We start from the raw sequence: 23,791 nt of genomic DNA on the forward strand, positions 1-23,791 counted from the left end.
CCCGCGGCCCCGCCCCCTTCTCCGTGCCGGTCGCGTGCGCGGCGGGGACGCTGGTGCCTCGCCGCGCAGGCGACCGGCACCGCCCAGCTCACCCCGGGTGCCGGCACCCCTTTGCGTCACCGCCCACGGCGCTCGGACGCACGGGGAGTCTCCTCGACCAGACGCCGCGTGATCCACAGTGGTGAGGTGACGGCGTTGCCCATGACGACGGCGTGGGCCCCGGCCTCAAAGGCCTGCCGGACCTGCTGCGCCGTGCGGTAGCGACCCTCCGCGATCACCGGTATCTCCAGCCGCTCGGCGAGCTGGGCGACGAGTCGCAGGTCGGGGCCCTCCGTCGGCGGGCTGGTCGGCGTGTAGCCGGAGAGTGTCGTGGCCACCGCGTCGGCACCGGCGTCGACCGCGGCCAGGCCCTCGGCCAGGGTGGAGATGTCGGCCAGCACCAGGGCGGCGGTGCGCGAGTGCACCGCGCGTACCGTGTCGGCGAAGCTGCCCGCGTCCGGACGGGGCCGGTCGGTGGCGTCGACGGCCACGACGTGCGCCCCGGCCGTGGCGGCCCGCACCGCGTGTGCCGGGGTCGGGGTGATCATCACTCCGGTGGTGCCGTGTTTGACCAGGCCGATCACGGGCACGTCGACGGCGGCGCGGATCGCCGCGATGTCGTCCGGCCCGTTGGCGCGGATCGCCACCGCACCGCCCGCCGCGGCCGATGCGGCCACCCGGGCCTGCACGTAGGCGTCCCGCATCGGGTCGTCGGGCTCGTCGGGCAGCGGCTGGCAGGACACCACCAGACCACCGCGCATGACGTCGAAGACCGTCACCTGTCCTCCATCGCCATTCGGGCTGCCCCGATCGCCACGGCGTTGTCACCGAGCGTCGACGGCAGCAGCGGTACGTGGGACCAGGCCGGTAGCAGTTCCGCCTGGTAGGCGCGGGTCGCCGCGGACAGCACCGCCGGCGCCGCGCCGCCGGCCAGGACGACCGCCTCCGGGTCGAGCAACGCGACGAGTCCGGCCAGGGCCGCGCCCAGCGTCTCGCCGGCGTGATCCAGCACCCGCTGGGCGGCGGCTTCGCCGGCTGCGGCCCGGGCGGCGACCTCCCGCCCGCTCACCTGCTCACCGGCGGCCAGGGCGTAGGCGGCGGCGATCCCGCTGCCGGACGCCACGGCCTCCAGGTGCCCCCGGCGCCCGCAGCCGCAGCGCAGCTGCTCCGCGCCGGGTACCGGCAGGTGGGCGACCTCGCCTCCCGCCCCCTGGGCGCCGCGTTCGAGGCTGCCGCGCCGGATCAGAGCCCCGCCGAGGCCGGTCCCGACGGCGAGCAGGAGCAGGTGCTCCCGGCCGCTCCCCGCGCCCGTCCACGCTTCCGCGAGCGCGGCGGCGTTCACGTCGTTGTCGACGTGCACCCGGCGGCCCAGCCGGGCGCTCAACTCGTCGGCGATCCTGGTGCCGGCCCAGCCGGGCAGGCTGTCCGTGGCGTACCGGACGGTGCCGGTGGCCGGATCCAGTGTGCCTGCGGCACCCACCCCGACACCCGCGACCCGGCCGCCGCCCAGGAGCCGCCCGGCCAGTTCGGCGGCCGTGTCGAGCACCATCGTCGGCCCGTGCCGGGCGGGTGTGGGGGCCTGGACCCGGGCGGCCATCCGCCCGTCGGGGGTGAGTAGTAGGGCGATCGTCTTCGTGCCCCCGATGTCGATGCCGAGATACGCGACGTCCGCGTTCCCCGTGGCGAATCTGTCGATCATGGTTCCGTTTCTCGGGGTGACCGGTGATTGTCGTGTCGATCCTGGTTGAGCTCTCGCAAGCCCTAGTTTCGGCCCAGACCGCAAGCTACGCTACGGCGGATCAGAAGCGTGTACCGGGATCGGGTGCCCGCCGCCCGCCCGCTGCGATCCGTCCCGCGTACGGCAGGGCTTCGCGGCGCCACCGGCGCTGGCCGAGGCGCTCGGTCCGGGGCGGCTCCGGGCAAGTTACGGCCCCGGCCGCAACGTTTCGAGCCACGCTCCATTGATCAGTGAAGGAGACCGATGATACGGACAGGACTGCGGTCCGCCGCCCTGCTCACCGCCGGCGGGCTGCTCGCCGGCTTCCTCGTCGTCACCGCCGGCGGCGCGGTGAACGCCGCCCCGCCGCCGGCTCCCGCCCCGATCGTCGGTGCGGAACAGGACCTGGGCCACGCCATCAATTCGCGGGTGCTCTCGCAGTACCAGGCGCAGGGCGTCGACCGGCAGGGGCGCCCACAGGCCTACTGGGTGACCGCCGGCAACAGCGAGGTCACGGCGATGTTCCAGGTCACGGACATCCGGTCGGGAAAGGTGGTCTTCGGCCAGCGGCTGCCCTCCGGTACCGGTAGCTGGGCGGTCACCTTCGCCAGGCCGCAAGGCGCCGTCTACTTCGGCATGACCAACGGCGCCGTCTACACCTGGTCCCCCGGGGACACCTCGGTCACGTCCCTGGGCGTGCCGTACCCGGACGAGCAGATCTGGCGGATGGCCGCCGCGCCGGACGGTGTCGTCTACGGCGGGACGTACCCCAGCGGGAAGCTCTTCTCCTACGACCCCGCCACGAAGCGGTTCACCGATCACGGTCAGATCGTGCCCGGGGAGACCTACGGCCAGGCGCTCGCGATCGACGACCGGTACGTCTACTTCGGCACCAAGCCGAACGCGAAGCTGGCCCGCTTCGACCGCGCCACCGGCGAGGTGCGGCCGATCGCGCTGCCCGCGCAGTACGCGGACGAGGAGGCCGTCTACGACCTCACCCTCGCCGGGGGACACCTGTTCATCCGGCTCGACCATTCCAGTGACCTGCTCGTCTACCGTCTCAGCGACGGGGTCGTCGTGAAGATCGTCCCCGCGATCTCCGGCCGGATGGTCTCCGAGACCGATCCCACGGGCCGGTACGTCTACTTCCGCATGGTGGCCGACGGCATCGTCCGGTACGACCTCCAGACCCACACCTACGCGCCGGTCGGATGGAAGCCGAACGCGCTGCCGGGCAGTTGGGAATGGGTCGACCTGGCCGACCCGGCGTGGCCCGGACCGACCCTGTCGATGACGTACTACTACGGCCGCGTCTACCTCTGGAACCCGCAGACCCGGCTGACCCGGTACATCGGCGAGCAGGACCTGGAGGGCGCCCCCAACCCGATCCAGGCGATGGGGGCCGGGCCGGACGGATCGGTCTACATCGGTGGATTCCTGTCCCCGCCCGGGATGGCGCGCTTCGACCCGGCCGACGACTCCATGACCCTGCTGTCCGGCGCCGGGCAGGTGGAGGGTTTCGGAATCCGCGGCGACCACCTGCTCTACGGTCGCTACCCGGACGGCAACCTGCTCTCCTACGACACCACCAGGCCATGGGCGTACGGGTCCAACCCGGCTCCCAGGACAGTCCTCGGCGACGAGCAGCAGCGGGCGCAGGCCTTCGTCGACCTGGGTGAGACGGTCGCCGTCGGCAGCATCCCCCGCGCGGGTCGCCTCGGCGGCGCACTGAGCTTCTGGACGCCGTCGACCGGTGCCGTGCAGACCTACCGGGACGTCGTGCCGCAGCAGAGCGTGGTCAGCCTGGTCGAGCACGACGGACTGCTCTACGGCGGCACCTCCGTCAACGGCGGGTACGGCATCGAGCCGACCGCCACCGAGGCCGAACTGTTCGTGTTCGATCCGCAGACCCGGCAGGTGGTCGAGCGCGTGGTCCCCGCACCCGGCGGCTCGGCCGTGAACGCGCTGGTCGTCGACCCGGACGGCACCATCTGGGGCCTGTCCGACGGCACGTTGTTCACCTTCGATCCGACGACCCGCACGGTCACCAGGTCGGAACGGCTCTTCCCGAACGAGACGACGATGTACGGCCACGAGCGGGGTCTCGTCCTCGCCGGCGACGGCTTCTTCTACGCGTCGGTGTCCGACAGCCTCTGGCGGATCGACCCGGCGACGTGGAACGCCGTCGAGCTGGCCGCCGGCCGGGTGGCATTCCTCACCAAGGGCGGCGACGGCAACCTCTACTACGGCCGGGTGTCCCGCCTGTATCGGTGGAACTTCGCGCTCCCGGCGGTGTGCAGCCGCGTCGTCAGTGGCAGGTACGCGGGGCCGCTCGACGTCACGACGGGGACCACCTGCCTGCGGGATGCCACGGTGTCCGGGCAGGTTTCGGTGGGCAACGGGGCGACGCTGGTGGTCCGGGACAGCACCATCGAGGGACCGGTCGTGGCCCGACGGGCGGCCGGCGTGACCGTACGGGACAGCTCGGTGGTCGGGCCGCTCTCCGTTACCGGCACCACCGGTGACTTCAGGCTGGTCGACTCGTCGGTGGCGGGGCCGGTGACCGTGGTCGACGGACGGGGGCCGTCGGTTCTGGCGGGCAACGTCATCGAGGGCCCCCTGCGCTGCACCGGCAACGAGCCGGCGCCACAGGACGACGGTCAGCCGAACGAGGTGACCGGCCCCGTGCAGGGGCAGTGCGCCACGCTCTGACCTCACGTGGCCCGCGGCCGGCGCTCCGGATGCCATCCGGAGCGCCGGCCGCGGCGTGCCGGGCCAGGTGCGGAGGTCGGGGCTCGTCCCGCTCACCGCGGCGGAGCGCCGGGGGTGCGTCCGACGGATCGAACCCGATCAGAGTCCGCAAGGGTGCGGGCGGAGGGGAGCGACTCGCGCAGAAACCGGTTACAGTGCTCGGACCGGACCACACGACGACAGGAGGTGCCCCGGTGACGAGCATCAGCGACCACCAGCCGGCAGACGCCCGATCCGACTGGGAGTCACGGATCGCGTTGCGCAGCGACGAGGCGGGCACGACTGACGGCACGCCCGTCCTCGCCCCGCCGGAAGGTCTGGCGGCGGTCGCCGGAGTCCACCACGTCCGTCTCTCGTGGTCCCCGGTGCCCGGCGCGGTGGGTTACCTGGTGCACCGCGCGCCGGTGCGCGACGGCGCCGCCGACGGCGAGCTGACCCCGATCGACCACCTCGGCGGTGACGTCCTCGCCATCCCCGACACCTGGTACGTCGACACCACCGGCGAGCCCGGCCAGCCGTACGCCTACGCGGTCGCCGCCGTCCCCGAGGTCACCGTCACCGGCCCGCTCGGGGCGCGGGTGACCTGCGCGTCGCTGCCCGCCACCGGCGTCGCCCCGACCGTCGTCCTCCAGGTCGACGCTGCCGCGGACGGCGCCGCGCTGGCCCGGCCGTGGCAGCCGATGATCGGTAGCGAGCGGCTGTCCCAGCTACTCTGCACGGACACCTCCGGCGGCCGGCAGATCGGCGGCGAGCTGCTCGCCGCGCTGCGCCGCATCCGCGACGAGATCGGCGTCGAGACGGTTCGCGCGCACTCGATCCTCCACGACGACCTCGGCGTCTACCGGGAGGTCGACGGCGAGCCGGTGATCGACTTCTCCGGCGTCGACCGGGTCTACGACCTGCTCCTGTCCGTCGGGCTGCGACCGGTCGTCGAGATCGGCTTCATGCCCCGCGACCTGGCCAGCGACCCGGAGCGGACGGTCTTCGAGTACCGGGGGGTCATCTCCCCACCGAGGGACTGGGACCGCTGGGGCGAGTTGGTCCGCGCCCTCGTCGCGCACCTGCTCGACCGGTACGGCGAGGAGGTGCTGGGCTGGGACTTCGAGGTGTGGAACGAGGCCAACCTGGAGGTGTTCTGGTCGGGCACCCGTGAGGAGTGGATGCGGCTCTACGACGTGACCGCCAAGGCGGTCAAGGACGTCGACCCCCGGATCCCCGTCGGTGGGCCGTCGTCCGCCGCCGCCGGCTGGGTCGACGCGCTGCTGGAGCACGTACGGCGCTCCGGCGCTCCGGTCGACTTCGTCTCCACGCACACCTACGGCAGCCCGCCGCTGGACCTGCGCCCCACCCTGGAGCGGCTCGGCTTCGGGCACGCCCGCATCCTGTGGACCGAGTGGGGCGTGACGCCCACCCACTTCCACCCGGTCAACGACGGCACGTCCGCGGCGACGTTCCTGCTCACCGGCATGCGCTCGGCAGCGGGCCGGGTGGACGCCCTGTCCTACTGGGTGGCCAGCGACCACTTCGAGGAGCTGGGCCGACCGCCACGGCTGTTGCACGGCGGCTTCGGTCTGATCACCGTCGGCGGGATCGCCAAGCCCCGCTACCACGCGCTGCGGATGCTCAGCCGGCTCGGCGATACCGAACTGCCGGTGCGCGCCGGCGGGGACGGCGCCGGCGGCCTCGTCCAGACCTGGGCCAGCCGGCGCGCGGACGGCAGCCTGGCCGTCCTCGTGTGGTCGTCCACGCTGGACCAGTCCAAGCGCGACGGCGACCCCGCGCTCGCCCGCCGGATCCGCCTGGTCGTCGACGGCGCGGCCGGCCGGACCGTGACCGCCACCCGGCTCGACCGCGAGCACGGCGACATCACCACCCTGGCCGAGCAGCTCGGCATCACCGAGTGGCCGGTCGGAGAGCAGTGGGACGCGCTGCGCGCCGTCGACGCGCTACCGCTCGAGGAGGTCGCCACCGCCGTCGAGGGCACGGCGGCGGTGGTGGAGCTGCACCTGCCGCAGCCGGGCGCGGTGCTCGTCGAGGTGGCCGGAGGCTGACCGTGCGGCCGAACCCTCCGCCGCCCGACGCCACGACCTCCGGCGCGGCCACGCCCGCGGCCGGCGCCTCCACGTCCGCGGCCCTTCGGGCGGGCCGCGAGCCCCCGGGCCTGCCGGGGCGGGGACACGGCCACGGCATCCGGGTACGGGCAGGTCGCGGGCAGGTCGACGTCGACTGGGATCCGGTGCCCGGCACCGCCGGCTACCTGGTGCACCGGGCCGACGGCGACGGCCCGTACCGGGTGGTCGACCATCGCGGCGGTGACCTGCTCGCGGTGCCCGGCCCGCCGTACGCCGACACGACCGTCGAGCCCGGGCGGCGCGTGCGGTACGCGGTGCGCCCGGTGCTCGACCCGGACCGGCCCGGCGACGGTCCGCTGGGGCCGGGATCGGCGCCGGTCACGGCCCGCGACGGCGGTGACGCGGTGGTCGAGGTGACCGTCGACGCCGCCCACCCGGTCGGGCCGGTGCCCCGCCCGTGGCGGGACATGGTCGGCTCGGAGCACCTGAGCCTGCTGCTCTGCACCGACCGGGTGGGCGGCGAGGAGATGGGGGCCGGGCTGGCCGCCGCGCTCGGCCGGGTGCGCCGCGAGCTGGGCGTCGAACGGGTCCGCGCGCACGGCATCCTCGGCGACGACCTGGGCGTCTACCAGGAGGTCGACGGCCGCGCGGTGCACGACTTCACCGGCGTCGACGCCGTGCTCGACGCACTCGCCCCGACCGGCCTGCGGCCGGTGCTGGAGCTGTCGTTCGTGCCGCGGGCGCTGGCCCGCGACCCGTCCCGCGAGGTCACCGCGGCGGGCGTGTCCAGCCCGCCCCGCGACTGGGACCGGTGGGCGGCGTTGGTCGGCGGCCTCATCCGGCACCTGCGGGCCCGAGTCGGCGACGCAGAGCTGCGGCGGTGGGCGGTCGAGGTGTGGAACGAACCGGACCTGGACTGCTTCTGGACCGGCACCCGCGAGGACTACCTGCGGATGTACGACGTGACGGCCAGGGCGGTGCGCGAGGCCTGCCCCGGCCTGCCGGTCGGCGGGCCGGCGACCGCCGCGACGAGATGGATAGAGCCGTTCCTCGACCACGTCGACGCCTCGGGCGCGCCGCTGGATTTCCTCTCCACCCATGTCTACGGCAGCCCGCCGCTGGACCTGCGACCGGCCCTGGAGCGGCACGGTCGGGCCGGCACCCCACTGCTCTGGACGGAGTGGGGCCCCTCCCCCACCCACTTCGCGCCGGTCAACGACTCGGTGCTCTCGGCCGCCTTCGTGGCCACCGGGATGCAGGAGGCGGCCGGCCGGGTCGCGGCGCTGGCCTGCTGGGTGGCGAGCGACCACTTCGAGGAACTGGGCCGTCCGCCCGCGCTGCTGCACGGCGGGTTCGGGCTGCTGTCGGTAGGCAACCTGGCCAAGCCCCGGTTCTGGGCACTGTGGATGCTGGAACAGCTCGCGCCCGTGCAGCTCGCCGCCCGGCTCGACGGGGACGGCGCGGGAACGCTGGTGCGGACCTGGCCGTCCGTCGACCCGGACAGCGGGCGGATCGCCGTGGTGCTCTGGAACGGCACGCTGGACCAGGGTGTGCTGGGCCGGCCCGACCAGCGCCGCCGGCTGAGCCGTACGGTGCGGCTGCGCATCGACGGGCTGCCCGCAGCCGGGTACGAACTCCGGCACCGCCGGCTGGACGAGCGGACGTCGAACCTCGCCGCGACCGCGCGCCGGCTCGGCGTCGACGGCTGGCCCACCGAGGAGCAGTGGGCCGGGCTGCGGGCCGCCGACACCCTCGCCGGTGCGGGACCGCCGGTCACCGTCGCGCCGGACGGCGGCTGCCTGCGGCTGCCGCTGACCCTGCCCCTGCCGTCCCTCGCACTGGTGGAGCTGACCCCGCGATGACCCACACCGGACCATGGTGGCGGGAGGCCGTCACCTACGAGGTGTATCTGCGTTCCTTCGCCGACGCCGACGGCGACGGTCTCGGGGACCTGCCCGGTCTGCGTTCCCGGCTGCCCTACCTGGCCGCGCTCGGCGTGGACGCCGTCTGGGTCACCCCGTTCTATCCCAGCCCCGACCGCGACGCCGGGTACGACGTCACCGACCACCGCGATGTCGACCCCCGGCTCGGCACCCTCGAGGACGTGGACCGCCTCGTCGCCGACGCGCACCGGCTCGGCCTGCGGGTGCTGGTCGATTTGGTGCTCAACCACGTCTCCTCGGCCCATCCGTGGTTCGTCACCGCCCGCGCCGCCGGCCGCGGCTCGCCGGAGCGGGCCCGGTTCCACGTCCGGCCCGGCCGCGGCCCGGCCGGTGCGGAGCCGCCGAACAATTGGCGGTCCATCTTCGGCGGCTCGGCGTGGACGCCGTTCGGCGACGGCGAGTGGTACCTGCACCTGTTCGACACCGAGCAGCCCGATCTGCGCCACGAGCACCCGGAGGTGGCCGCCGACGCGCTGGCCACGTTGCGGTTCTGGCTGGACCGCGGGGTCGACGGCGTCCGCTTCGACGCGGCCGGCTCGCTGTGGAAGGACCCCGACTACCCGGAGCTGCCGCCCGGCTGGCAGCCCGGTGACCCGGCGCCGTACAGCGACCGGGACGAGGTGCACGAGATCTACCGCCGGTGGGCGCGGGAGCTGGCGTCGTACCCGGGTGACCGGCTCGGCGTGGCGGAGACCTGGGGCGGGCCGGAGGTGATCTCGCCCTACCTGCGCCCCGACGAGCTGGGGCAGGCGTTCGCGATGGACCCGCTCTACTGGCCGTTGCGCCCGCAGCCGTGGCGCGAGGGCGTCGAGGCGCTCCTGGCCGCCACCACCCGGCACGGGCGGCTGCCCACGTGGGTGCACGGCAGTCACGACGTACGGCGAGCGGCCGACCGGTGGGGACCGGACGGCGCGCGGGCGGTGCTGCTGATGATGCTGGCGCTGCCCGGCGCGGTCTACCTGTACGCCGGGGACGAACTCGGCCTGCCCGACGTCGCGCTGCCCGACGACGCGATCCGCGACCCGGTGTTCCGCCGCTCCGGCGGCGTGGACCGGGGGCGCGACGGCGCCCGGGTGCCGCTGCCGTGGACCGCAGGCCCGGCGCCGTACGGTTTCGGCCCGGCCGGGTCCACGCCGTGGCTGCCCCAGCCGTCGGGCTGGGGAGCGCTCTCGGTGGCCCGCCAACGCCACGACCGGACGTCGGCGCTGGCCCTGGCCCGGGCGGCGCTGCCGCTGCGCGGTACCTGCTGGCGGGGTCGACCGGCGCGGCTGTCCTGGCGCGAGGCGCCGGCCTGCTGTCTCGCCTTCCGGCGCGGCGCCGGCGGGCCGACCTGCCTGGTGAACCTCGGTGACGGGCCGGTCGACTGGCGGCCCTACGGGGACCGGGTCCTACTCGCCAGCGGCGCGGCGGGAGCCGGCAAGCTGCCAGCCCGCTCGACCGCCTGGCTGGCCTGACCGGCCGGCCTCCCCTCCCCCGTCACCGTGGGGAGGCCGGTCGGGGCCCGGGGGCCGCCGGGCAATGGCGGGCGCCCTGATGTCAGGCCGACGGCGTGCTCTCCCTGCCGGTGGCTCCCGCGAACGGGTTGGGGATCGAGTCGAGCAGCAACCTGGTGTAGTCGTCCCGGGGGGTGCCGATCACCTCGCGGGTCGGGCCGCGCTCCACCAGGATCCCCTGGTGGAGCACCAGCACCTCGTCGGCGAGCAGCCGGGCGCTGAGCAGGTCGTGGGTGATGTAGAGCATCGCCAGCCGCCGCTCTCGGACCAGCTCGCCGAGCAGCTCCAGGATCTCGGCGCGGATCGACACGTCCAGCATGGAGATCGGCTCGTCGGCGATCAGCACCTGCGGCTCGGGGGCGAGGGCCCGGGCGGTCACCACCCGCTGCCGCTGCCCGCCGGAGAGCTGGTGCGGCAGCTTGTCGAGGAACTGCCCGGCCGGGGCGAGCCCCACCCGCTCCAGCAGCTGGGCCGCGCGCTCCCGGACGGCGTCGCCGCGCAGCCCGGCGAAGTTGACCAGCGGCCGGGACAGGGCGTACGCCACCGTGCGGGTCGGGTTCAGCGCGCTGAACGGGTCCTGGAAGACCATCTGCACGTGCCGCCGGTAGTCGCGCAGGGCCTGGCCGCGCAGCCGGTCCACCCGGATCCCGGTTCCGGAGCCGCCGGTGAACCGCACCTCGCCGGCGCTGGGGCGTTCCACCCCGGTGATGATCCGGGCGATCGTCGACTTGCCGCTGCCGCTCTGCCCGACCAGGGCGGTCACCGCGCCGGGGCGCAGCGCGAAGGACACCTCGCGGACGGCCTCGACGGTGCTGGTGCGCAACCCGCGCCGGCTCGTGTAGCGCTTGCTCACGTTCTCCACGGACAGCACCGCGTCGCCCTCGCCCGCGGGAGTGTCGGCCTGCCGGGTCAGGGTGCCGGCGGCCGGGAAGTGGCTGTCGAGGGTGGCGGCGGCGCCGAGGGTGACGAACGGCAGCCGGTCCTCCTGGGCGACCAGGCAGCGGACCAGCCCGCCGTGGTCGGGGAGCAGCCGCGGGTGCGTCGTCCGGCAGGCGTCCTCGGCGTGCGGACAGCGTGGGGTGAAGAGGCAGCCGGTGTGCGGCCGGGACAGGTCCGGTGGCCGACCGGGAATGTAGGTGACCCGCACGTCCGGCAACCGGGGGTCGGCGTACGAGCCGAGCAGGCCGCGCGTGTAGGGGTGCCGTGGCTCGTGGAGCATGTCGGCGGCCCGCCGGTCCTCCACGATCTCGCCGCCGTACATCACCATCACCCGGTCGGCCATGTCGAGGACGGCGCCCAGGTCGTGGCTGATGAACAGCACCGCGAAGCCGAGCTCGCGGCGCAGCTCGGCCAGCCGGGTGAGGATCCCGCGCTGCACCACCACGTCCAGCCCGGTGGTGGGCTCGTCGAGCAGCACCAGCTTGGGACGCAACGCGAGCGCGAGGGCCAGCGCCACGCGCTGTTTCATGCCGCCGGAGAGCTCGTGCGGGTACGCCCGGAGCACCCGCCGGTCCAGGGACACCAGCTCGAGCAGCTCGATGGCCCGTTCGGTGACGTCGCCGGGCACCTTGTGCGCGGCGAAGGTGTCGGCGAACTGCGCCTGGACCCGGATCACCGGGTTGAGCGAGTTCATGCTGCTCTGGAAGACGGTGGACAGGTCCGCCCAGCGCAGCTCCCGCAACTGCTCCTCCCCGGCGGTGGTCAGGTCGACGCCGTCGAAGGTGACCTGGCCACCGGTGATGCGGGCCGGCGGGGAGAGCAGCCGCAGCACGGCGTTGCCGAGCGTCGACTTGCCGCAGCCGGACTCGCCGAGCAGGCCGACGAACTCGCCCTCGGCGATGGTGAACGAGACGTCGTGCACGGCCCGGTTCGCCGGCAGGTCGCGGGGGGTGTACGTGACGGTGAGGTGGTCCACCTCGAGCAGGGTCATGTCAGTCCTCCCGCAGGTGGGGGTTGCTCAGCGCGTCGATGCCGAAGTTGATCAGCGTGAAGGAGGTGATCAGCAGGGACAGGGCCAGGCCGGGGGCGACCAGCCAGGCCCACTGGCCGGTGAGCAGGGCGCCGCCGAGGCTCGCCTGGTTGAGCATGGTGCCCCAGCTGACCGTCTGCGGGTCGCCGAGCCCGAGGAAGGCCAGGCCCGCCTCGCCGCCGATCGCGCCGAGCGCCGCGCCCATGAAGCCGACCACGATCAGCGAGGTCATGTTCGGCACGATCTCCCGGGCGATGATGCGCGCGGTGCCGTCGCCGGCGAACCGGGCCGCGGTGATGTAGTCGCGGGTGCGCAGCGTGATGATCTGGGACCGCTTGATCCGGGCGCCGTACGCCCAGCCGGTCACGCTGATCACGAAGATGATCAGCCACAGCCCGCGGACCGGGGCGTACGCGGCGAGCGTCACCATCAGCGGCAGCGCGGGCACGACCAGCCCGAGGTTGATCAGGAAGGACAGCACCTCGTCGACCCAGCCCCGCAGGTAGCCGGCGGTCAACCCGATGACCAGCCCGATCAGGGTGGACAGGGCACCGGCCGCGAGGCCGACGACGAGCGAGGTGCGGGCGCCGACGACCAGTTGGGACAGGACGTCCTCGCCTTGGGCGGTGGTGCCGAGCCAGTGGCTGCCGGTCGGGCCGAGCGAGGTGGGGAAGGCGTCGTCGCGCGGGTCGTACGGCGCGACGAGCGGCGCGAAGACCGCGACCGCGATGAACGCGGTCAGCATCAGCAGCCCGATGCGGCACTTGCGGTTGCGCCAGAGGATGACGAACCAGCCGGGCAGCCGGCTGTGGCGGGCGAGTTCGGTGGCGGCGGCCTGGACGCCTTCGGTGTCCGTGCCCGGGGCGGGTACGGCGGGGGCCGGCGTGCTCACGCGACCTCACCCCGCTCGTCGCGGGCGATTCTCATGCTGACTCCACCTTTCGCACCCGTGGGTCGAGGAAGCCGTACAGCAGGTCGGCCAGGAAGTTCGCCACCAGCACACCGATCGTGGTGAACAGGAAGATCGCCTGCATCAGCGGGTAGTCCCGGCTGGACACCGACTCGAGGAGCAGCCGGCCCATGCCGGGATAGTTGAAGACCGTCTCGACCAGCACGGTGCCGCCGAGTACGCTGCCCAGCGCGATGGCGAAGCCGGTGACGTTGGGCAGGATCGCGATGCGCGCACCGTAGGTGATGGCGATGCGTCGCCGGGGCAGGCCACGGGCGACGGCGAGGCGGGTGTGGTCCTCGCCCAGGCTCTGCACCATGTTGTTGCGCATGCCGATGATCCAGCCGATCGGGCCGGTGATGAGCAGCGCCACGGCGGGCAGCACGCTGTGCTGGAAGGCGTCGGAGATGAAGATCCAGCTCCAACCGGGTGAGCTGCCGCCGCCGTACCCGCCGCGCTCGGGGAACCAGCGCAGGGTGATCGCGAACACGTAGATGAGCAGCAGGGCGAGCCAGAAGAACGGCAGCGTCCCGAGGAACGTCGAACCGAGGGTGATGACCGAGTCGACGCGGCTGTTGCGGCGGTACGCGGCCCAGGTGCCCAGCAGTGTGCCGACGACGAACGAGATGATCTGGGTGACCCCGACGAGGATCACGGTCCACGGCAGCGCCTGCCCGATCATGTGGGTCACGCTGTAGGGGAAGTAGGTGTACGACACCCCGAAGTCGCCCTGCACCACCGCGCCGAGGTACTGCAGGTACTGCTCGAAGAGATTGCCGTCGGGGGTGCCCAACATGATCCGGACGGCCTGCAGTTGGGCCGGGTCGACGCTCTCGCTCTGCCCGGCCAGCCGGGACACGATGGCCTCGGCCGGGTCTCCGGGCTGCAGCCGGGGGATCAGGAAGTTGAGGGTGACGGCGGCCCACAGGGTGCCGAGGAAGAATGCGAAGCGTCTGGCGAAGTAGGCCACGGGAGCCATCCCTTCTCCTCCGACGGGCCGGCCGACGCGCGGGGCGCCGGCCGGCCCGTCGGCTACTTGGCGTCGGTCGCGGCGGGCTGCAGGTTGGTGATGATCAGCAGGTTGTCGCTGGGCGCGGCGTAGGGGTTCTGTTCGTTGGGCCAGCCGGTCGCCTTCGCGGTGCGGTACTGGAACCACTTGGCGCCGTACCAGAGCGGGATCATCGGCACCTGCTCGGTCATCACCCTGGTCAGGTCGGCGACCGCGGCCTTCTGCGCCGCCTCGTCGGTGGCGGTGCGCAGCCTGTCGATGAGTTCGTCGGTGCGCGGGTCGTTCCAACGGACGAAGTTGCTGACCGCCTTCTTGCCCACCGGCGCGGACTGGTCGCTGGCCAGCGGCTCCTGGAAGTTGCGGAACATGTTGCAGCTGCCGCCGTGCACGCCGAGCAGCATGTCGTAGTTGCCGATCGCGCGGTCGTTCTCGTACGCCTCAGGGGTGGGGGTCTCGGCCCGGACGGCGAAGCCGAGCGCGGTCAGGTTCGCCACGATGATCCGCTGCGCCTGCACCCAGTCGGTCCAGGAGCCGGGCACCCGGAAGCTGAAGGAGATCGGCTTGCCGTCCTTGCCGACGCGCTTGCCGTCGCCGTCGCGGGGATAGCCGGCGGCGGTCAGGTCGGCGTCGGCCTTGGCCGCGTCGTAGCCGACCACGCCCTGGTTGGGGATGTCCCTGGGCAGCCAGTCGGCCTGGCCGGGCACCACGAGACCGGTCTGGCTCGCCGGCTTGACGTAGCCGAGCTGCGCCTTGTCGACGATCTCCTGCCGGTTGAACGCGGGCACCAGCGCCTTGCGGAAGGCGGTGTCGTTGAACGGCGCCCTGGTGAGGTTCATGTAGACGCTGATCGAGCCGCCGGAGGGGTACCAGTACTTGTTGTGCTCCGGGTCCCGGTCGACGTACGCCTTCTTGACGTCCGGCACGAACATGGCGTTGGTGTCGTACTCGCCTCGGCTGAGCTTGAGCTGGTCGATCTGCCCGCCACCGTCGGCCTTGTGGAACCGCAGCTCGTCGACCTTGACCTTGTCGGCCTGCCAGTAGTCGGCGTTGCGGCCGAGCGTCAGCTGCTGGGGGTTGAACGCCTTGACGGTGAACGGTCCGGTGCCGACCGGCCGGTCGGCGTTGGTGAAGGTCACCGGGTCGCCGACGGTGGACCAGACGTGCTTCGGTACGACCTTGATCTCGCTGAACAGCGTGAACGCCGCCGCGCCGGGCTGGGTGAACCGCATGGTGACGGCGTGCGGGTCGGTCGCCTCGACCGCGCTGAGGTACCGCCAGATGCCCTTGACGTCCAGCGCCTTGTGCGCCTTGAGCATGTCGTAGGTGAAGGTGACGTCGTCGGCGGAGAACGGTTTGCCGTCGTTCCACTTCACCCCGTCGCGCAGCTTCCAGACGAGCGTCTGCGGGTCGGTCCACCTCCATTCGGTGGCGAGCCAGGGCTTGGCCTGGCACCCGTAGTTGTCGTAGGTGATCAGCTGCTCGAAGACGTACTCGGTGGCGCCGAGCCGGCTGGCCTCCAGGTACGGGTTGTAGTTGGCCTGCGGGTTGCTGCCGCCGCCGAAGTCACCGTAGTCGAGGAACGCGACCCGCCCGTCGGTGCCGGGGCCGGACTCCTGTTCGGTGCCGGTGCAGCCGCTGGCCGCGAGGGCGACGGCGGCCGCGATCGCGGCGATCCGGGCGAGCTTCGATCTCTTCATTGACCGATACCTCCAAGGGGGGCGCCCGTCGGGCAGCCGCAGCTGCGGCGCACGACGAGCTCGGTGGGGAGGACGATGCTGTCGGGAGCCGCCGCGCCAGGGGCCTCGACGGCGTTCAGGATCAGCCGGGCGGCCTCCGCGGCCAGGTCCCGCACCGGCTGCCGGACGGTGGTGAGCGGGGGCGAGACGAGCGCGGCCATGGGTGCGTCGTCGAACCCGGTGATCACGAGGTCCTCGGGCACCCGCAGGCCCCGGCCGAGGGCGCCGACGAGGACGCCGAGAGCGATCTCGTCGTTGGCGCAGACGACCGCCTGCGGCGCGGCCCCGTCACGCAGCAGCTGCTCGGCGGCGAGGACGCCGTCGGGCTGCTGCATGGCGACCCGGACCGGCTCGGCGGGCGGGGTGAGCGCCAGCTCCCGGTGGGCGGCGAGGAAACCGGCCCACCGCTCGCTGATGTCGGGCGACCCGTCCGGGTTGCCGACGAAGGCCAGGTCGCGCAGGCCGTGGTCGACGAGCAGGTGCCGGGTCAGCCGGGTAATGGCGGGCGCGTTGTCGACGCTGACCGAGGGAACCGTCCCCGCCCCCCGGCCGGCCAGCACGACGACCTGGACCATCTCGGCGAGCCGGAGCAGGACCGGTTCGGAGATGGTGCCGCCGATGACCGCGATCCCGTCGACCCGGCGGGCCATCTCCAGCACCTGCGCGTCGGAGTCCTCACGCATGTGCGTGCAGAGGATGTGCACGCTGGCCCGGGCCGGCACCGCCTCCGACTCGAAGCCCTGGATCAGCTCGGTGAAGTAGGGGCCGGACAGACCGGGAAAGACCAGGCCGAGCGCGCCGTGCCGGCCGGCGGCCAACGCCCGCCCGAGGTGGTCCGGACGGTATCCGTGCTCCTCGATGGCTTCGAGGACGCGCCGGCGCATCTCCTCTGACACCTGGCCGGTGCCGTTCCAGACCCGGGACACCGTGGCGACGGAGACGCCGGCCAGCCGGGCGATCTCCCGAACCGTGACCCGACTGTTGCCCATGGCCCCCTCGATCCGTAACGTGCGGTTTACAGAAACCGGTTTCAGGCACCATAAGCAGGTGCGAGCCAGATCACAAGTGGACGCCTGGGAAGTCCGGCGAGAGGAAGAGGGAAACCGCATGTCGCGAGTTCTTCTCCACGACCGCAGGATCGTCGTCGACGGTCGACCCCGACTGCTGCTCGCCGGGGAGGTGCACTACTTCCGGCTACCCCGGGCCCAGTGGACAGACCGGCTCGACCGGCTCCGCGAGTGCGGCGGCGACACCGTGGCGACCTACGTGCCGTGGCTCTGGCACGAACTACCGGACGGCACAGTGGACCTCACCGGCCGTACCCACGAACAGCGCGACCTCGGCGGCTTCCTGGACCTGGCCAACGCGCGGGGTCTGCAGGCGATCGTCCGGCCCGGCCCGTTCGTCATGGCCGAGATCAAGAACGAGGGCATCCCCTACCGGCTGTACGACGAACACCCGCACCTGCTGCCGACCACCTGGGACGGCGCGCCGATCGACACCCGCACCATCGACTACCTGGCGCCGGAGTTCCTCGCCGCCGCCGACGGCTGGTACGCCGAGGTGATGCCGGTGATCGCCGAGCGGCTCGCCGACCGGGGCGGGCCGGTGGTCGCCGTCCAGTTGGACAACGAGATCGGGATGCTCTCCTGGGTGACGAACTCACCCGACCTGACCGACGGGGTCTGCGAGGACCTGCGCCGGTGGGCGGTCGACCGGTACGGCAAGGGCGGCGCCGCCGAGCGGACCGGCGTCGACCCGGGCGACCCAATTGCCTGGTCGGCGGCGTTGCGAACGCCGGCCGAGCCGCGGTCCCTGGCGGTGCACGACGCCCTGGGCCGCTACATGCGCGACCGCTACCGACGCTACGTCGCGGCGCTGCGCGCCTCCGCCGAGCGGCACGGAGTGACCGGGGTGCCCTTCCTGGTCAACGTCCACGGCACCGGAGGCGGGCGCGGGCGCACCTTCCCGATCGGAATCAGCCAGCTCTTCGAGGCCTACCGGGGCCAGCCGCAGCTCACCTCCGGCTCCGACTACTACCTGGGCGACCTGACCGTCACCAACGTCGCCGACCTGTACGTCGGCAACGCCTTCCTGGCCGCCGTGCACGACGCCGACCAGCCACTGACCTCGCTGGAGTTCGAGGCCGGCAACGGCGACTACGGGCAGGACCTGTCCACCCTCTACCCGCCCGAGGCGGTCGAGCTGAAGACCCGGCTCTGCGTGGCCCAGGGCAACCGGCTGCTCAACCTCTACCTCTTCGCCGGCGGCTACAACCCGCCCCTGGCCGAGCCGGTCGGCGACGGAAACGACCGGATCGCGTTCACCGGAGAGCGGCACGGATTCGCCGCGCCGGTCGACCCCGAGGGGCGACTCAACCCGACCTTCGACGCGGCCCGGCGCGCGCTGCACGCCATCGGCGGGATCGCCGACCTGCTGGCCGACTCCGACGAGGAGCACGACGGGCTGGCGCTCGGCTTCGTGCCCGACCACTACCTGACCGAGTACCACCACCCGGCCTCGGCGTCCCGCGCCGAGCAGGTCGCCGACCTGGAACGGTTCCGCGGCATGGGCCCGCGCGACGTGCTGGCCCGGGCGTTGCTGCTCGCCGGCTTCTCGTTCCCCGCCGTCGACCTCCAGTCGGCCGACCCGGCGACCACTCCACCGGTGATCGCCCTGGCCAGCGCCGCCACCCTCGGCCGAGACGTCCAGCAGCGGCTGGTCGCGCACCTGCGCCGCGGCGGCCGGCTGCTGCTGCACGGTGTGCTGCCGGAACGGGACCACGACGGCACCCCGTGCACCCTGCTGGCCGACGCGCTCGGGCTCACCGTCACCGGACGGTCCGACGGCGGACCGCACTACTTCCCCTCGGTCGTCGGGGTCGGCTGGACGGCCGAGGTCCGGGTCGGCTACGCCCAACGGCTCGCCGGCGCGACCGCCGAGCCGCTGCTGACCGAGGTGGGCTCCGGCGAGCCGTGCGCGGTGGAGGTCAGCGTCGGCGCCGGCCGGGCCCTGGTGGTCACCGCCGACGTCCCCTGCGACCTGGGCTTCTGGCGTACCGCCCTGGACCGGCTCGGGGTGCGTCCCCGACTCGCCCCCGACCCGGACGGCCCCGGGCTGGTGCTCACGTCGACCGTGGACCGCGCCGGGCAGCGGCTGTTGCACCTGGTCAACGTGGCCCCGTCGGCGGTGACCGTCGCGCTGGGCTGGCACGGCGAGCCGGTGCTGGCCGGCCGCCGGCTGCGGGTGCCCGCGCGGACCGGGCTGGTCCTGCCGTACGGAATCAGGGTCGGCGCCGCGACGCTGGTGGAAACGACCTGCGACCTGGTCGCCCAGCACGGCGACGAGGTGCTGCTGCGCCCGACACAGGGCGACGACGAGGTGGTGCTCGCCACCGACCGGCCGGTCCACGCGAGCCGGGGCATCGTGACGGCGGCGGACGGGCGGGTGGTCGTCCGGCTGCCCGGCGGACCCGACGACGAGCCGGTCCGCATCGGCGTGGGCTGACGGCGGCGGCGCTCGACGGCAGCCGCCACGACGTCACCGAACGGGCTGCCGGGAGGGGCCGGAGGCGCGGGAGGGTCGTCTCCTCCCCAGGGAGGAGACGCGCTCCGACCGTCGGCCGTAACCCGGGCTTGAGGTCGGGCGAACTCAGCCATGCCTCGCACCAGCATCTGCAGGTATGACAACCACACTTCGTCGGGCCGCACAGTGGAACCGCCCACTGATGACCTTCGTCTGGGCGATGGCCGTCCTCGCCGTCGTCTCCGCGGTCGGCATCGTCGCCGACTCGCGGGTCCTCACCGGCGTGCCGATCTGGCTCAAGCCGTTCAAGTTCTCGGTGTCCTTCGTGCTCTACGGCACCACCCTGGCCTGGATGCTCTCCCTGCTGCCGCGCCGCAGCCGGATCGCGGAGTGGGCGGCCACCACCGTCGTCGCCGTGGGCGTGGTGGAGATGGCGATCATCGTCGGGCAGGTGCTGCGCGGCACGACCAGCCACTTCAACGAGACCAGTCCGCTGAACGCCGCCCTGTGGCAGCTGATGGGTGCGACGATCATGGTGCTGTTCGCCGCCCACGTCGTCATCGGGATCGTGGTGCTCCGGCAGCCGATCGCGAACCGGGCCGGCAAGACCGCGATCGGGTGGGCACTCGGCCTTACGCTGCTCGGCATGCTGGTGGCGATTCCGATGGCGATGCCCGACCAGGCCCAGAGCATCGAGGGGGTCGCCGGGGCGCACAGCGTGGGCGTGCCGGACGGCGGGCCGGGGCTGCCGCTGGTCGGGTGGAGCACCACCGGTGGGGACCTGCGGATCGGGCACTTCGTGGGGCTGCACGCGTTGCAGGCGCTGCCGATCCTGGCCATCCTGCTGACCCGGTTCGCCGGCGGGCGACTCGACGAGCGCACCCGGGCGCGGCTGCTGGTCGTCGCCGGCGGCGCGTACGGCGCACTCACGCTCCTGCTCACCTGGCAGGCGCTGCGCGGGCAGCCGCTGCTGCGGCCGGACGCGCTCACCCTGACCGCCGCGGCGGCCCTGGTGGTGGCCACCGCCGCGGCCAGCGCCGGCGTGGTGGCGGCCCGTCGGCGCCGACCGGAGCTGGTGCTGGCCGCATGACCGGGACGCTGTTCACCCTGACGTTCGCGGTGGCCGCGCCGTTCTGGGCGCTGATGATCCTGCTGCCGCACTGGTCCGTGACCGGCCGGGTCATCAGGTCGCCGCTGATCGTGGCGCCGGTCCTGGCGATCTACGCGATCCTGGTGGTCCCGGCGCTCGCCGAGGTGCTGCCGGCCGTCGCGTCCCCGACCCTGACCGGCATACGCGACCTGCTGGGCACCGACGACGGCGCGGCGGCGGCCTGGGCGCACATGATCGCGTTCGACCTGTTCGTCGGCCGGTGGGCGTGGCTCGACAGCCGGGAACGCGGCGTCCCGTCGCTGGTCATGGCGCCGGTGCTGGTGCTGACGATCCTGCTCGGGCCGCTCGGCCTGGCCGCCTACCTGGGCGTCCGGGCCAGGTGGACGAGCAAGGTTCCCGCCCCGAGCCGCAGCGCCTAGGCTGACGCCGTGAGGTGGGTGGGGCGGCTGTTCGACGCGCGCGACACGCTCGTGCGGATGCTGCTACTCGACCTGAGCGGCGTCGGCTACCTGGTCCTCGGCAACCCGGCCAGCGGAAACACGCCGCCCGCCATGCAGTGGGTCCTGGCCGTGGCCGCGTTCGCCGTCGCGCCGGTGCTGCACCGCCGGCCCCTGGCGAACCTGGTGGTGCAGACCGCACTGCTGGCGGTGGCGATCGGCCTGATCGACGACATTGCGATCAACCAGGTGGGCGCCAGCTGGGCGTTGCTCGAGCTGACCATGCGGGCGCGCCGACCACGGACCATCTGGCTGGCCGCCGGGCTGCTGGCCGTAGTCGACCTGACCGACTCGATCGGCGACCCGTTCCTGCGGGTCCTCTCCGGCGTCTTCGGGCTGCTGGTGGAGGTCGGCGTTCCGCTGCTGCTCGGCCTGGTCATCCGGACCACCCGGGAACTCGCCCGGCAGGCGCAGGAGCGGGCGGCGGAGGAGCAGCGCCGGCGCGAGTCGGAGAGCCGCGCCGCGCGCGCCGACGAACGCAGCGCCATCGCCCGGGAACTGCACGACGTGGTCGCGCACCACGTGGCGTCGATGGTGCTGCGGGTCGGCGTCGCGCGGCACGTGCTGACCGACCTGGACCCACGGGTGCACGAGGTGTTCGACGACGTGCACGGCACGGGAAGCGCGGCCCTGGCCGACCTGCGCCGGCTGGTCGCGGTCCTGCGCGACCCCGAGGGCGTACGCGGCGACGCGGCCCTGACCGCGATCGAGCCGTCGGCGCTTCCGGCCGCCCTCGGCGCGACCGTCGACCGGGCCCGCCAGGCCGGCGTCACCGTGGAGGCCGACATCGACCCGGCGATCGGTTCGCTCGACGCGGTCCGGGGTCTGGCGGTGTTGCGCCTGACCCAGGAGGCGCTGACCAACGTGGCCAAGCACGCCGGCACGTCCGCGCTGGCCCGGCTGTCCGTCAGCGTGGTCGACGGGGCCGTCCACTGGGAGGTGTCGGACGACGGTGGCGGGTGGGTGCCGGCGTCGGTGCCGTCCATCGGAGGCCACGGCATCACCGGCATGCGCGAACGCGTCGAGGTCCTCGGCGGTCAGCTGGAGGCCGGGCCGACGGGCGCGGGTTGGCGGGTGCGTACCGTCCTCCCGGTCGCGGCCACCGCGCCGGCGCCCGCTTCCCGCTCCCCCGCCGCCACGCCGGCCTCGTCGGTGCCGCAGGAACGCGAGGCCCCGGTGGGGCCGCGCACGGCGGAGCCGGCATGATCCGCGTCCTGCTGGTCGACGACCAGCACCTCATCCGCGCGGGCCTGCGCATGCTCTGCGACGCCCAGACCGACATCGAGGTCGTCGGCGAGGCCGACAACGGCCGCGACGCGATCCTCCTCGCCGCGCGGCTCATTCCCGACGTCGTCGTCATGGACCTGCGCATGCCCGGCGTCGACGGGATCACCGCGACCGGCCGCATCCTCGCCGACCGCCCCGCCACCCGCGTCGTGGTACTGACCACGTTCGGCGACGACGACCACCTCTACCCGGCCCTGGCCGCCGGCGCCTGCGGATTCCTGCTCAAGGACGCACCCCCCGCCGACCTGCTGGACGGCGTCCGCCGGGCCGCCGCCGGGGACAGCCCGTTCAGCCAGGAGGTGCTGCGGCGCCTCGTGCACCGCGCGGTGCACGTCCGCGCCGAGACGCCTCGGCCGGTCGAAGGGCTGACCGCCCGGGAGCAGGACGTGCTGAACCTGGTCGCCGAAGGCTTTTCCAACACGGAGATCGCCGAACGGCTCCACATCGGCGTCACCACGGTCAAGACCCACATCACCAGCCTGATGACCAAGACCGGCAGCCCCAACCGGGTACGCCTGGCCCTGTTCGCCCGCGACGCCTGAGTCCGGGCCGGCACGCCTGGGCGACACGCGACGCCGTGCGGTCCGAGGGCCGACCACGGCGTGGACGACCTCATTTCCTGGTACGGGTCACGTCCTGAAGCGACCTCACCCCCGGCTGGTGAGTCAGATGGTGATGACCACTTTCGCCCGCGCGTGTTCACCTTCGAGGTACCGGATGGCCTGGGGCACCTCGTGGAGCGGATAGGTCCGGTCGATGACCGGGGTGAGGCGGCCGGTCTCGGCGTGGGCGCGGAGCGTGTCGAGGTGTTGCCGGCCGGGTGCCGTGGTGAGTGTGACGATGCGGTGTCGAACGAAGGGTGCCAGCAGCCGTCCGCGCGCGAGGAGCCAGATCGGTCCGATGAGGCTGCCGCCCCGGTACACGCCGCCGCCGGAGAGCACCAGCGTCCCGGTCGGGGTCAGCGCCCGCCGGAGCGCGGTGAGTGAGCGGTTGCCGACCAGGTCGAACACGACGTCGTGGCGGCGGGGATCGCGGGTGAAGTCGTCGCGCGTGTAGTCGACGACGTGTTCGGCACCGAGGGAGCGAACCAGGTCGATGTTGCGGGTGCTGCACACCGCGGTCACGGTCGCGCCGAGTGCCCTGGCCAGTTGGACGGCCAGGGTGCCGACACCGCCGGAGGCGCCGTTGACGAGGACGCGGTGGCCGGGCTCGACCTGCCCGACGTCACACAGTCCCATGAGCGCGGTGGTACCGGCCAGCGGCAGGGCGGCCGCCTGCTGCGGCGTCAGGTTCGCCGGCTTCGGCGCGACCAGGGTCTCGGGCACGCATACGTACTCGGCGAACGCGCCGTTGGCGTCGCCGAGGTCGCCGAAGACGGCGTCACCCGGGCGTACCTGCCGGACGTGGGTGCCAACGGCCTCGACCCGGCCGGCGAAGTCGCGGCCACGGATGCGCGCCCGGGGCCTCGACCGGCCCATGGCCAACCGCGCCATCCGTGGGTCGCCACGCATGGCGTGCCAGTCGTACGCGTTGAGCGCGGCGGCCTCGACGCGCACGAGCACCTCGTCGGCGGCGGGCACCGGCGCGTCGACGTCCGCGAGCGTGAGCGTCTCCGGCGGGCCGTATCGGTCCTGGACGATCGCCTTCATCTTCCCTCCCCTCAAGGTGTACGGCGTACACCGCATGGAAGCAG

General features: G+C 73.3%; 17 protein-coding genes. 9 read left to right on the plus strand and 8 right to left on the minus strand.

From position 1 onward, the window contains the following. Positions 1-116 precede the first annotated feature (116 nt). The gene (locus ABZ793_RS17430) at positions 117-818 is read right to left on the minus strand and encodes a putative N-acetylmannosamine-6-phosphate 2-epimerase (protein ID WP_357458016.1); all 702 of its coding nucleotides are present in this window, start codon (positions 816-818) and stop codon (positions 117-119) included. Beyond that, positions 815-1,738: an ROK family protein gene (locus ABZ793_RS17435; RefSeq protein WP_357458018.1), complete on the minus strand. Its 924-nt coding sequence runs from the start codon at positions 1,736-1,738 to the stop codon at positions 815-817. Before ABZ793_RS17435 ends, ABZ793_RS17430 begins: the two co-directional genes overlap by 4 nt. Before the next feature lie 282 nt (positions 1,739-2,020). Here ABZ793_RS17435 and ABZ793_RS17440 point away from each other — a divergent pair, with 282 nt between their 5' ends. From ABZ793_RS17440 to ABZ793_RS17455, 4 genes are all read left to right on the plus strand, one after another. Then, on the plus strand, positions 2,021-4,468 hold the full coding sequence (locus tag ABZ793_RS17440) for a hypothetical protein (protein ID WP_357458020.1): 2,448 nt from the start codon (positions 2,021-2,023) through the stop codon (positions 4,466-4,468). Between the two features lie 233 nt (positions 4,469-4,701). After that, on the plus strand, positions 4,702-6,558 hold the full coding sequence (locus ABZ793_RS17445) for a xylan 1,4-beta-xylosidase (RefSeq protein ID WP_357458022.1): 1,857 nt from the start codon (positions 4,702-4,704) through the stop codon (positions 6,556-6,558). A 2-nt stretch (positions 6,559-6,560) separates the two neighbouring features. Further along, positions 6,561-8,441, plus strand: coding sequence for a xylan 1,4-beta-xylosidase (locus ABZ793_RS17450; RefSeq protein WP_357458025.1), 1,881 nt, complete (start codon positions 6,561-6,563; stop codon positions 8,439-8,441). After that, positions 8,438-9,976 carry an alpha-amylase family glycosyl hydrolase gene (locus tag ABZ793_RS17455; protein ID WP_357458028.1) on the plus strand — a complete coding sequence of 513 codons (1,539 nt, stop codon included), beginning with the start codon at positions 8,438-8,440 and terminating at the stop codon, positions 9,974-9,976. Before ABZ793_RS17450 ends, ABZ793_RS17455 begins: the two co-directional genes overlap by 4 nt. Before the next feature lie 82 nt (positions 9,977-10,058). Here ABZ793_RS17455 and ABZ793_RS17460 read toward each other — a convergent pair whose 3' ends face one another. From ABZ793_RS17460 to ABZ793_RS17480, 5 genes are read right to left on the minus strand one after another with little or no spacing between them, the layout of a single operon-like run. Continuing rightward, on the minus strand, positions 10,059-11,945 hold the full coding sequence (locus tag ABZ793_RS17460; RefSeq protein WP_357458031.1) for an ABC transporter ATP-binding protein: 1,887 nt from the start codon (positions 11,943-11,945) through the stop codon (positions 10,059-10,061). A gap of 1 nt (position 11,946) precedes the next feature. Further along, entirely contained in the window at positions 11,947-12,876 is a 930-nt protein-coding gene (locus tag ABZ793_RS17465) for an ABC transporter permease (RefSeq protein WP_357458034.1), read from the minus strand. 31 nt (positions 12,877-12,907) lie between these two features. Continuing rightward, positions 12,908-13,912: an ABC transporter permease gene (locus ABZ793_RS17470; RefSeq protein WP_357458037.1), complete on the minus strand. Its 1,005-nt coding sequence runs from the start codon at positions 13,910-13,912 to the stop codon at positions 12,908-12,910. A 53-nt stretch (positions 13,913-13,965) separates the two neighbouring features. Further along, positions 13,966-15,639 carry an ABC transporter substrate-binding protein gene (locus ABZ793_RS17475; protein WP_357458039.1) on the minus strand — a complete coding sequence of 558 codons (1,674 nt, stop codon included), beginning with the start codon at positions 15,637-15,639 and terminating at the stop codon, positions 13,966-13,968. After that, a complete protein-coding gene (locus ABZ793_RS17480) occupies positions 15,636-16,667 on the minus strand; it encodes a LacI family DNA-binding transcriptional regulator (protein ID WP_357458041.1) in 1,032 nt (343 codons plus the stop codon). Before ABZ793_RS17480 ends, ABZ793_RS17475 begins: the two co-directional genes overlap by 4 nt. Positions 16,668-16,785: 118 nt before the next feature. On the opposite strand from ABZ793_RS17480, the gene ABZ793_RS17485 reads away from it, so the two are divergent. The 5 genes from ABZ793_RS17485 to ABZ793_RS17505 all read left to right on the plus strand — a co-directional run bounded on the left by ABZ793_RS17485 (position 16,786) and on the right by ABZ793_RS17505 (position 22,640). Next, positions 16,786-19,185 carry a beta-galactosidase gene (locus tag ABZ793_RS17485; RefSeq protein ID WP_357458044.1) on the plus strand — a complete coding sequence of 800 codons (2,400 nt, stop codon included), beginning with the start codon at positions 16,786-16,788 and terminating at the stop codon, positions 19,183-19,185. Positions 19,186-19,360: 175 nt separating this feature from the next. Continuing rightward, positions 19,361-20,293, plus strand: coding sequence for a hypothetical protein (locus ABZ793_RS17490; RefSeq protein ID WP_357458047.1), 933 nt, complete (start codon positions 19,361-19,363; stop codon positions 20,291-20,293). Beyond that, complete coding sequence (locus tag ABZ793_RS17495) at positions 20,290-20,733, plus strand: ABA4-like family protein (protein WP_357458049.1); 444 nt, start codon at positions 20,290-20,292, stop codon at positions 20,731-20,733. The genes ABZ793_RS17490 and ABZ793_RS17495 overlap by 4 nt, the downstream gene beginning before the upstream one ends. A gap of 9 nt (positions 20,734-20,742) precedes the next feature. Then, on the plus strand, positions 20,743-22,017 hold the full coding sequence (locus tag ABZ793_RS17500; RefSeq protein ID WP_357458052.1) for a histidine kinase: 1,275 nt from the start codon (positions 20,743-20,745) through the stop codon (positions 22,015-22,017). Beyond that, positions 22,014-22,640: a response regulator transcription factor gene (locus ABZ793_RS17505; RefSeq protein WP_357458055.1), complete on the plus strand. Its 627-nt coding sequence runs from the start codon at positions 22,014-22,016 to the stop codon at positions 22,638-22,640. Before ABZ793_RS17500 ends, ABZ793_RS17505 begins: the two co-directional genes overlap by 4 nt. A 123-nt stretch (positions 22,641-22,763) precedes the next feature. Here the strand turns inward: ABZ793_RS17505 and ABZ793_RS17510 are convergent, their stop codons facing one another. Further along, positions 22,764-23,747: an NAD(P)-dependent alcohol dehydrogenase gene (locus ABZ793_RS17510; protein ID WP_357458057.1), complete on the minus strand. Its 984-nt coding sequence runs from the start codon at positions 23,745-23,747 to the stop codon at positions 22,764-22,766. Positions 23,748-23,791: the final 44 nt, after the last annotated feature.

The sequence above is a fragment of the Micromonospora sp. NPDC047465 genome (assembly GCF_040643125.1).
Lineage (GTDB): Bacteria > Actinomycetota > Actinomycetes > Mycobacteriales > Micromonosporaceae > Micromonospora.

Coding starts and splice junctions, on each gene's coding strand:
- ABZ793_RS17435 (WP_357458018.1), bottom strand. CDS start 1,738: ATGATCGACAGATTCGCCACGGGGAACGCGGACGTCGCGTATCTCGGC.
- ABZ793_RS17440 (WP_357458020.1), top strand. CDS start 2,021: ATGATACGGACAGGACTGCGGTCCGCCGCCCTGCTCACCGCCGGCGGG.
- ABZ793_RS17455 (WP_357458028.1), top strand. CDS start 8,438: ATGACCCACACCGGACCATGGTGGCGGGAGGCCGTCACCTACGAGGTG.
- ABZ793_RS17460 (WP_357458031.1), bottom strand. CDS start 11,945: ATGACCCTGCTCGAGGTGGACCACCTCACCGTCACGTACACCCCCCGC.
- ABZ793_RS17470 (WP_357458037.1), bottom strand. CDS start 13,912: ATGGCTCCCGTGGCCTACTTCGCCAGACGCTTCGCATTCTTCCTCGGC.
- ABZ793_RS17475 (WP_357458039.1), bottom strand. CDS start 15,639: ATGAAGAGATCGAAGCTCGCCCGGATCGCCGCGATCGCGGCCGCCGTC.
- ABZ793_RS17480 (WP_357458041.1), bottom strand. CDS start 16,667: ATGGGCAACAGTCGGGTCACGGTTCGGGAGATCGCCCGGCTGGCCGGC.
- ABZ793_RS17485 (WP_357458044.1), top strand. CDS start 16,786: ATGTCGCGAGTTCTTCTCCACGACCGCAGGATCGTCGTCGACGGTCGA.
- ABZ793_RS17490 (WP_357458047.1), top strand. CDS start 19,361: ATGACAACCACACTTCGTCGGGCCGCACAGTGGAACCGCCCACTGATG.
- ABZ793_RS17495 (WP_357458049.1), top strand. CDS start 20,290: ATGACCGGGACGCTGTTCACCCTGACGTTCGCGGTGGCCGCGCCGTTC.
- ABZ793_RS17505 (WP_357458055.1), top strand. CDS start 22,014: ATGATCCGCGTCCTGCTGGTCGACGACCAGCACCTCATCCGCGCGGGC.
- ABZ793_RS17510 (WP_357458057.1), bottom strand. CDS start 23,747: ATGAAGGCGATCGTCCAGGACCGATACGGCCCGCCGGAGACGCTCACG.